Source organism: Rhodopirellula sp. JB055, assembly GCF_043100905.1.
Classification (GTDB): domain Bacteria; phylum Planctomycetota; class Planctomycetia; order Pirellulales; family Pirellulaceae; genus Rhodopirellula.
Window position 1 is genome coordinate 1 of the sequence record NZ_JBICHO010000167.1, and the last position, 10,190, is coordinate 10,190.

Sequence of the window (10,190 nt, forward strand, 5' to 3'; positions counted from 1 at the left end):
CGTCAATACCCGCGGTTCTATGAGTGGAAGTACGACAGCGACTACGACGGTGAAATGGCGAAGTATCATCAACAAGTCCATGGAATCGACGTTGCCCTGGGGATGATTCGAGACGAACTCAAGGCACAAGGCGTCGCCGACAATACCGTCGTGATTTACACCAGCGACAACGGCTATATCTGTGGTTCACACGGATACGGTTCCAAAGTGTTGCCGATGGAAGAATCCTCCCGTGTGCCGCTGATGATCTATGACCCTCGCAGTCCACTCAACGGCCAACAATATCGCTGCGACGAACTGACTGGGAACATCGATTTTGCTCCCACGATTTTGGAACTTGCGGGTCTGCCGGCCGAATCCAACATGGATGGCAAAAGCCTGATGAAGCTGCTGCGTTCACCAGAGCATGGCGGGCACGAACAAATGTCATTCATCAACGTGTTCGGCCCCCTGCCGACTCACAGCCTGACCTGTCTGACGAAACGCTACAAATACACTTACTGGTGGTACGGCGACGATCAGATGCAACCCACCGAAGAGCTGTTTGACACGCAAAACGACCCGTTGGAACTGACGAATCTGGCCAACGATCCGGAAAGCTCTGCCGTCTTGGAAACCATGCGGAAGCGATACGACGAAGAGGTCGCGAAATGGAAGCAGCAAGCCGTCGACTACAACGACTACCAACGCTATGGCACGCTGTTTGATCGAACCATCTCGATGGCCGACAAACAGCCGTTTCTCAAACGACAAGCGACACGAAAGGACCGATGAAGCAACGTTTGTAAACAAGTCTCCATGTCATCACACCCCGGAAACGCCCCACCGTGATCCGCTCTTTCATTCCCGGAACCATCCTCTTCATTGCCAGTCATTGGTTTCTTTGCTCATCGCTGGCTGATGCCGCTCCTCCTGCCTCGACAGCGACTGCGACACGGTTGCTGCAAAGGTTTGACGAGAACGCCAATGGGATCTGGGAGCAAAACGAAAATTCGCGTGCCTGGAACCGCTATCGAAAACTGGATGCAAATCAGGACCGGGAACAATCGATCGACGAACTTAGCCGAGAACAGCAGGCGTCTCTGGACACAGAGGGAGAAACTAAACTTGACCTCGTTTACAAAACGGTCGGGCAGAAAGAACTGTTGTTGGATCTCTATTGCCCCGCCGAATCCAGTGAGCTTCGAATTGATGATCGTTGTCCCCTGATCGTGTACACGCATGGGGGCGGATGGGCCGCTGGCAGCAAACAGGGCGCCGCCAAAGGTTCGTTCAAAACCGTGTTTGGGCGACTGCTGAAGCGAGGATTCGCGGTGGCGTCGGTGAACTATCGGCTGTGCAAGCCGAACTGTGGCGTGATGATGCGGGACTGCGTGATCGATTCGAAGGATGCGGTTCGCTATCTGGCTAAGAACAGCAAAATGCTTCGGCTCGATCCCACACGCTTCTTCGTCATGGGCGATTCCGCCGGCGGGCAGATCGCACAAATGCTTTTGCTGACAACACCGGACACTCTTCTGGGTGACGAAGCGTTGGCCGGAACGTCTTATCAAGTGCTGGCAGGAGTCTCGTGGTACGGACCCTGTGATTTTGAAAAGACAGAGCTATTCAATCATGACGACCGAGCCGACTTTCGTGATCGATTTGGACCTCGCATTCTGGGGTCAAATTCATCGGATGCGAACAAACTGGAACTCTACCGTGAGATGAGTCCGGTCAATTTCTTGCGTGCCGACAGCCCGTCGCTGTTGATGATCCAAGGCGACAAAGACACGACCATCCCGGTCAAGCACGCTCACCACATGAAACAAAAAGCGGATGCGATCAAGGCCCCCGTTGAAGTCATGATCATTCGGAACGCGGGGCACAATTGGCGAAGCGTCGACGCCAAGATCGATCCATCGCGAGATGCGATCGTTGACCGCACCGTGCAATTCTTCCTCGACCACCTCCCGAACTGATTCCTAACATGAAGACGAACTTTTCGATTTCGATAGCGTTCCTTTTCGGTTGCCTGCTGGCCGCGCAGTCGTTGGGATTGGCGGGTGCACACGCTGCTGAGTCAGCCCATCCCAACTTTGTGGTCTTCGTCGCCGACGACATGGGCTGGGGAGACTCCGCCACCTACGGCCACGAACGGATTCAAACGCCCAACCTTGATCGCCTGGCGTCTCAAGGTGTGAAGTTCACGCAGTGCTATTCCGCCTGCGGGGTTTGCTCACCTTCGCGTTCTGCAATTCTGACCGGACGGACACCGTATCGAAACGGTGTCTATCGACACTTGTCTGGAAATCACGAGGCTCATCTGCGTGCCAGCGAGATCACGTTCCCGGAGTTACTGAAAAACGTCGGGTATGAAACATGTCACGTCGGGAAGTGGCATTTGCTCTCAAGGCAGCAGTTCAGCAATCCGGAATTTCCCCATCCAAGCGAACATGGATTCGATCATTGGATGTGCACTCAAAACAACGCCAGCCCCAGCCACAAGGACCCGGACAATTTTGTTCGCAACGGCGAACCCGTCGGGAAACTCGAAGGATACTCGGCTCAGTTGGTTGCCACGGAAGCGGCACGCTGGCTGAAAGAAATCCATGATCCATCCAAGCCATTTGCCATGACGGTTTGGGTGCACGAACCGCATTCCCCCATCGCAACCGATTCGCGTTTTCAATCCTTGTATGAAGGACACGAAAACAGCAAGTACATGGGCAATATCACTCAAATGGATCACGCGTTGGGAATGGTGATGGACGCTTTGGACGCTGAGGAAGTTAGCGACAACACGCTGCTTTTCTTCACCTCGGACAACGGTCCCGTGCCTGCTTTTGGTGGAACGTCGGGCGGACTGCGCGGCAACAAACGCAACGACCATGAAGGCGGCATCCGCGTGCCCGGTGTCGCTCGTTGGCCAGGGCACATCACGCCCGGAACAGTCAGCGACATCCCGGTGATTGGCACCGATATTTTCGCAACGGTGCTGGACATCACCGGCATCCCGCAGCCTGACGACCGAACGATTGACGGCGTCAGCATGTTGCCCGCCTTCGAAGGCAAACCGGTCGAGAGGAAGATCCCGCTGTTTTGGCGAACACACGTTTCGCCTCCCGCTGATCGCGTGGCTCTCCGCATCGGTGATTGGAAATTGGTCGGCGACGAAACGCTCACCAAGTTTCAACTCTACGAGATCCAAACGGACTGGAAAGAAGAACACGACTTAGCCGTCGCGATGCCAGAGAAAACCGCAGCAATGAAAGACGAGCTGATGAAGGTCTGGCGGGGAATTGAATCCGAAGGCCCTGACCACTGGTGGAAGAACGAACGACAGAAACCAGCGCGAGGTGGAACTGTGAATTACTGAATCATTCGAAACCTTTCGTCCCGTGAACACCCAAGAACAAGCATCCCCATGAAATTCTCACCGACGTCACCGCTGTTGATCGCGTTCCTTCTGATGGCAACGCCCGCGATGGCGAAGACCGAACAAGTCGCCATGCCTGGTGCCACCGCGGAGGTTTACAAGACCGCTTCCGACGACGATCTGTACATCTACCGTTTCGACCCGGAAGGTCACGATCCAGCACAAGACCGACGACCGGCGGCGGTGTTTTTCTTTGGCGGCGGATGGAACGGAGGCACCGTGACTCAATTGGCACCGCAAAGTCGCTACCTCGCTTCTCGCGGCATCGTTGCTTTCGTGGCTGACTACCGCGTCAAAAGCCGCCAGAAGGTCACTCCCGACGCGTGCGTGGAAGACGGCAAGTCAGTCATCCGCTGGGTCCGTCAAAACTCACAGCGATTGGGCATCGATCCTGAAAAAATCATCGCGGGCGGCGGATCCGCAGGCGGGCATGTGGCAGCGGCAACCGGTTTCTGCGAAGGATTTGAAGCGGAGGGAGAAGATCATTCCGTCTCTTCCAAACCGAATGCGTTGGTCTTGTTCAACCCGGTTTACGACAACGCAATAGAGGGCGGGTATGGCTACGACCGGATCAAAGAGTGGTTCCCCGCGATCTCACCCGCTCACAACATCACGCCGGATGATCCACCCGCGATTGTGTTCCTGGGAACCAAAGACAAACACGTTCCAGTCGCCACCGCAGAAGCCTTTCGCGACAAGATGAGCGCCGCGGGTATCCAAACAGAACTCCATTTGTACGAAGGCCAACCCCACGGGTTCTTCAATCCAAAGCGAGGCGGGTTCAGCGACACGCTGGCCAAGACAGATCAATTCCTCGCGAAGCTTGGATACCTCACCGGTCCAGTCGACCATCAACGGATCGAGGCACTCAATGTCAAATGACCACCCCGCCATGCGGCACCTTTCGCCCAGTCACCTGATGCGTCTCGCAATCGTCGCCGGATGCTTTCTGTTGTCGTATCCCGCAACTGCGATGGCCGAATTGTCGGTCGCATCGCCGTTCAGCGACAACGCTGTGCTGCAACAAAAGATGCCGGTTCCGGTTTGGGGATCGGCTGATCCAGGGACCGCGATCACGGTCGATTTCTCTGGGCAAAAACAGCAGTCCGTCGCCAATGCCGATGGAATTTGGAAAGTGCAACTGAATCCGATGCCCGCCAGTGCAGAACCACAAACACTGCAGGTCTCCAGTTCCAACTCCTCGGTTTCCTTCACCAATGTTGTCGTTGGAGAGGTCTGGATTTGTTCCGGGCAATCCAACATGCAGTTCTCAACCGCGGCGGTTCCTGAAATCCAATCTTTGGCCGCCAGTTCAGAGAACATTCGATGCTTCGAAGTGAAACGAACCGTCGCGATGCCCGAGCAAGATCGCTTGGAAGGCGAATGGACGGAGCAACCGCCCAATAGCGCCGTCGCATTTTCGTTTGCTCACTTCTTGGAACAAGCCGGCGACGTTCCGGTGGGCATCATCCTGACGTGCTGGGGGAGCTCATCGATCGAAGCCTGGATGCCGCATGAGATGACCGAAACGGTGCCGCACTTCAAAACGATGATGGAGGAATTCGATGCGGACACCGCCACCCATGACCGGATCGCTTCCATTTTGAATGGCAAAAAACCCTGGAGCCGAGCCGACGACATCTTCCTGCGTCGCCAATCGAACATTCTCTACAACGCGATGATTCATCCGTTGGTGCCTTACGCTTGCCGCGGGCTGGTGTGGTACCAAGGCGAACGAAACACCCAGTCGATGTTTGGGATGTCAAAGGAACCTTGGTTCTCACGTCACTCTGGCATCCTGAAATATGGTCCCACCTTGAAGGCATGGATCAAACGTTACCGAAAGGAGTGGGGCAACCAGGACATGCACTTCCTAATCGTGATGTTGCCTGGTTATTTCAAGCCGCTGCCGACGGGACCGCAAATGGGTCCCGAACATCCGAGCACTCACTCGTGGGCTTGGATGCGAGAGTCACAGTTGCAATCACTGGAACTGCCGCACACTTCCGTCGTCAACACAATCGACTTGGGTGATCTGAAAAACATTCACCCCAAAGACAAGCTGCCCATCGGTCAACGACTGGCACTGCTGGCGGCTCGCGAGACATTGGGCCAGACCATTGAAGCGGAGGGTCCCAAAATGAAACGCGTCGAAGTGCTGGACGATCGGTTGGTGGTCCACTTCGAACATGCTGAGGGCTTGCAGACTCTCGATGGAAAAGCCCCCACCGGATTTTGGTTGTCTGACGATTCACAAAAATGGGTTCCTGCAACCGCCGAACTGCGGGGGCAAACCGTGGTGCTGAGTTCGTCTGAACTGACACATCCACTCCATGTTCGCTACGCCTTCGCGGGCAAACCCAAAGTGAACCTGGTCAACGCCGCCAGGCTTCCCGCTTATCCCTTCCGCACCGACTCCTTCCAACCATGACTTCATCTCCGCCCAGGCAAATGCCCCTCATGAATTCATCCCTAATCCATTTTTGCGCTGCCGTATTGGCGATGCTTGTCACCTGCGGCACATCCGCCGCGGCGGAGCGTCCACCCAACGTCGTTCTGATTTTTGTTGACGACCTCGGCTACGGAGACTTGAGTTGCTATGGAGCAACGAAACTTTCGACGCCGAATATCGATCAACTTGCCGCAGAAGGACGACGGTTCACCGACGCCCACTCCGCATCCGCCGTGTGCACGCCTTCACGCTACGGGCTGCTGACCGGACAGTACCCGGTTCGCGCGATGGGCGGTCAAGGAGTTTGGGGGCCGCTTCCGACGACTTCCGGTTTGATCATCGACACGAACACGCAAACGATCGGAAAGCTCTTCAAGAACAAAGGCTACGCAACAGCCTGTCTCGGGAAATGGCATCTGGGGTTCAAAGAAGAACCCAACGATTGGCAAGTTCCACTGCGGCCGGGACCTCAGGACGTCGGCTTTGACCATTACTTTGGTGTGCCATTGGTCAATAGCGGCAGCCCCTACGTCTACGTCAACGATGACAGCATCTTCGGATACGATCCAAACGATCCGTTGGTGTACGGCGGCAAACCCGTGTCCCCCACGCCCACTTTTCCTGTGGAGGCTTCGGTCAAAAGCCCAAACCGATTCAGTGGTGCTCTGAAGGCGCACGAAATCTACGACGACGAGAAAACGGGCACGCTTCTAACGGAACGTGCGGTGAAGTGGATCACTGAAAAGAAAGACGAACCGTTCTTTCTGTATTTCGCCACGCCCAACATTCATCACCCATTCACCCCGGCGCCCCGTTTCAAAGGCACCAGTCAGTGCGGGCTCTACGGTGATTTCGTTCATGAGTTGGATTGGATGGTCGGCGAGATTGTGAAGTCGCTCGAAGACAATGGTCTGACGGACGACACCCTCGTCCTTTTCACCAGCGACAACGGTGCCATGCTCAACCGAGCAGGACGCAACGCGGTCGAAGCCGGTCATCAACCCAATGGCGAGTTGCTGGGATTCAAGTTCGGCGTCTGGGAAGGCGGACACCGAGTTCCCCTGATCGCGAAATGGCCGGGCAAAATCAAAGCGGGAACTCAGTCCGATCAACTGATCAGCCAAGTTGACTTGTTTGCCACGTTCTCGGCACTGACCGAGCAGGAGATGCCATCGTCGGAGCAGAAAGACAGCATCAACATGTTGCCTGCTTTGCTGGATGAACCCAGCGAACCCTTGCGGACGGAGTTGGTCCTTGCACCACGCCAACCACACAACTTGGCCGTTCGCAAAGGCAAGTGGCTGTACATCGGAGCCCGTGGCAGCGGCGGATTCAACGGTTCCAAACCCCAGCATCATGCTTGGGGAGGTCCTGCGGCGGTTCAGTTCTCCGGTCATAAGAACAGCGACATCGTCAACGGTCGCATCAAGAAGGATGCTCCGCCCGCTCAACTGTACGATTTGGAAAAGGACCGATCCCAGACCACCAATGTCTACCGGGAATATCCTGAGGTCGTGGAAGAGCTGAAAACGCGATTGGATTCCTACCGTCCCAAGAAAGGATCCCAAGGCACGCGGCAAAAGAAACCGTCGCCCAAGACGAAATCGCAAACCCCGAAACAACCTCCGTCCCCCACCGCGTCCGTTTCGCCGTCAGGTCGTGGGACAAAATCAGGAACGACAAAGCCCAATTTCATCGTCATTCTCACGGATGATCAAGGCTACGGTGACCTCAGTTGCTTTGGTGCAAAGCATGTCGACACACCCCGCATCGACCAAATGGCGGCGGAAGGATCTCGGCTGACCAGCTTCTACGTGGCCGCTCCCGTTTGCACGCCATCACGAGCGGGACTGATGACGGGTTGCTATCCCAAGCGGATCGACATGGCGACGGGTTCCAATTTCGGGGTGCTGCTGGCGGGCGATCGCAAGGGTTTGCATCCCGATGAAATCACGATCGCAGAAGTCTTGAAGACTGCGGGCTATCAAACCGGCATGTTTGGTAAATGGCACCTTGGCGACCAACCGGAATTCCTACCGACAAAGCAAGGTTTTGATGAGTTCTTCGGCATTCCCTACAGCCATGACATTCATCCGTTTCATCCTCGGCAGAATCACTACCAGTTCCCACCATTGCCTCTGCTGGAAAACGAAACTGTGATTGAGATGGATCCCGACGCGGACTTCCTGACCAAACGCTTGACCGAACGAGCCGTCTCCTTCATCGAGAAAAACAAACACGAGCCGTTCTTTTTGTATTTGCCCCATCCGATCCCCCACGCTCCCCTCCACGCTTCGCCTCCGTTCATGGAAGGCGTTGCCGATGACGTCATCGCTGCGATTGAGAAAGAAGACGGGTACATCGACTACGCAACGCGTGCGAATCTGTTCCGTCAGGCGATCGCCGAAATCGATTGGTCGGTCGGGCAAATTCTCGATGCACTTCGGTCCAATGGTCTCGATGAGAAAACCATGGTGCTGTTCACATCCGACAACGGCCCGCCGAAGAACACGCTCTACGCCAGCCCCGGCGAACTGCGTGGCCACAAAGGCACCGCATTCGAAGGCGGCATGCGTGAACCCACCGTGGTCCGCTGGCCAGGACAAATCCCTGCCGGCAAAGAAAACAGTGAACTCATGACAGCGATGGACCTGCTGCCCACATTCGCAAAGCTCGCCGGAGCGACTGTCCCAACGGACCGGGTCATCGACGGCAAAGACATCTGGCTCACGTTGAAAGGCGAAACGCAATCACCGCACGAAGTCTTCTTCTACCACCGCGGCAATCAACTAGCAGCAGTGAGGTCAGGCAAGTGGAAACTGCATGTCAACAACGGCGTCGCCAGACAGCTCTATGACCTGGAGAATGACCTTGGTGAAAAGGTGAACGTCATCGAAACGAATCCGGAAGTGGTCAAGAAACTGCAACGCCGACTGAAAGACTTTGCCGCTGACATCGCCACCAACAGTCGGCCGGCCGCTTTCAATGACAACCCCAAGCCACTTTCCAACTGAGAACACCCGATGCGCACCTTTCTCCGATCCGGCGTTCCGAATCAGAAACACCAATGCTGTTTTTGGGTTGGCTCGCTCATGGCCGTTGCCATGTCATGGCTGCAAGCTTCCTCCATCGAGGCCGCCGACAAACCACCCAACTTCGTCCTCATTTTCGCGGACGATCTCGGTTACGGTGACATCAGTTGCTACGATCCATCGGGCGTGAAAACGCCGCACCTCGATGCACTCGCCGACGAAGGTTTTCGCAGCACGGACTTTTTCGTCCCTGCCAACGTGTGCAGTCCTTCGCGTGCCGCGTTGCTAACGGGCCGTTACCCGATGCGATGTGGCATGCCGGTCGCCAGAAACGAAAACGTGGCGAAGTACAAAGACTACGGTTTTGCCCCGGAGGAGCTCACGATCCCCGAGCTGCTGCATCCCGCTGGCTATCGTTCCTTGATGGTGGGCAAGTGGCACTTGGGCATGGAAGTGGAAGGTTCGCATCCGCTCGATGCCGGTTTCGATGAATACTTTGGAATCCCCAGCAACTACGAACCACGGCGTGGTAAGAATCACAACACCTTGTATCGCGGCAAAGCAGTGGAGCAGAAAAACGTTCCCTGCGAAGTGCTGACGAAACGCTACACCGACGAAGTCATCGAGTTCATCGATCGGCAGCAAGACGATCCGTTTTTCATTTATGTCTCGCACCACATCGTGCACAACCCGCTGCGTCCCAGCAAAGACTTCGTTGGCACATCTGGAAAAGGCAAGTACGGCGACTTCATCAAAGAGCTGGATCACAGCACCGGCCGAATCATGCAAGCGATTCGCGATGCCGGGATCGACGAGAACACGTTGGTGGTGTTCACATCCGACAACGGCCCCACGCGAAATGGATCCACCGGCGGATTAAGCGGTGGCAAGTATTGCACGATGGAAGGCGGCCACCGTGTGCCAGGCATCTTCCGTTGGCCAGGCAAAATTGCACCGAACCAAGTTTCGAACGTCACGCTGACCAGCATGGATTTGCTGCCACTGTTTTGTAAACTCGCCGGAGTTCAGCCACCGGATGATCGCAAGCTGGATGGCAAGAACATCCTGCCGGTCCTGCTGGGCAAAGACACTCAATCACCGCACCAGTTTCTTTCTTACTACAACGGCACCAATCTGCAGGCCGTCCGAGAAGACAACTGGAAGCTGCATTTGCCCCGCACGACGGACGACCAACCATTCTGGTCGAAGAAGCCCGACAAAACGAAAGGCTTTGTGACACTTAAAAAGCCGCGGCTGTTCAACCTGGATCGTGATGTGAACGAAAAGC

7 protein-coding genes are annotated in these 10,190 nt (G+C 55.6%); all 7 read left to right on the top strand.

The window, feature by feature from the left end:
* Nucleotides 1–774 (top strand): sulfatase/phosphatase domain-containing protein (locus ACF8AM_RS06895; RefSeq protein ID WP_392554919.1); only part of this gene is annotated, 774 nt, incomplete at its 5' end.
* A gap of 53 nt (nt 775–827) precedes the next feature.
* Nucleotides 828–1,961 (top strand): alpha/beta hydrolase fold domain-containing protein, encoded by a 1,134-nt coding sequence (locus tag ACF8AM_RS06900; RefSeq protein ID WP_392554920.1) that lies wholly within the window; start codon nt 828–830, stop codon nt 1,959–1,961.
* Between the two features lie 8 nt (nt 1,962–1,969).
* Nucleotides 1,970–3,358, top strand: coding sequence for a sulfatase-like hydrolase/transferase (locus ACF8AM_RS06905; RefSeq protein ID WP_392554921.1), 1,389 nt, complete (start codon nt 1,970–1,972; stop codon nt 3,356–3,358).
* Nucleotides 3,359–3,406: 48 nt separating this feature from the next.
* Nucleotides 3,407–4,300, top strand: a complete 894-nt coding sequence (locus ACF8AM_RS06910) for an alpha/beta hydrolase (protein ID WP_392554922.1) — start codon at nt 3,407–3,409, stop codon at nt 4,298–4,300.
* Nucleotides 4,290–5,849, top strand: coding sequence for a sialate O-acetylesterase (locus tag ACF8AM_RS06915; RefSeq protein ID WP_392554923.1), 1,560 nt, complete (start codon nt 4,290–4,292; stop codon nt 5,847–5,849). The genes ACF8AM_RS06910 and ACF8AM_RS06915 overlap by 11 nt, the downstream gene beginning before the upstream one ends.
* A gap of 20 nt (nt 5,850–5,869) precedes the next feature.
* Nucleotides 5,870–8,884: a sulfatase-like hydrolase/transferase gene (locus ACF8AM_RS06920; RefSeq protein WP_392554924.1), complete on the top strand. Its 3,015-nt coding sequence runs from the start codon at nt 5,870–5,872 to the stop codon at nt 8,882–8,884.
* A gap of 9 nt (nt 8,885–8,893) precedes the next feature.
* On the top strand, nt 8,894–10,190 hold a 1,297-nt coding region (locus tag ACF8AM_RS06925; RefSeq protein WP_392554925.1), incomplete at its 3' end, for a sulfatase.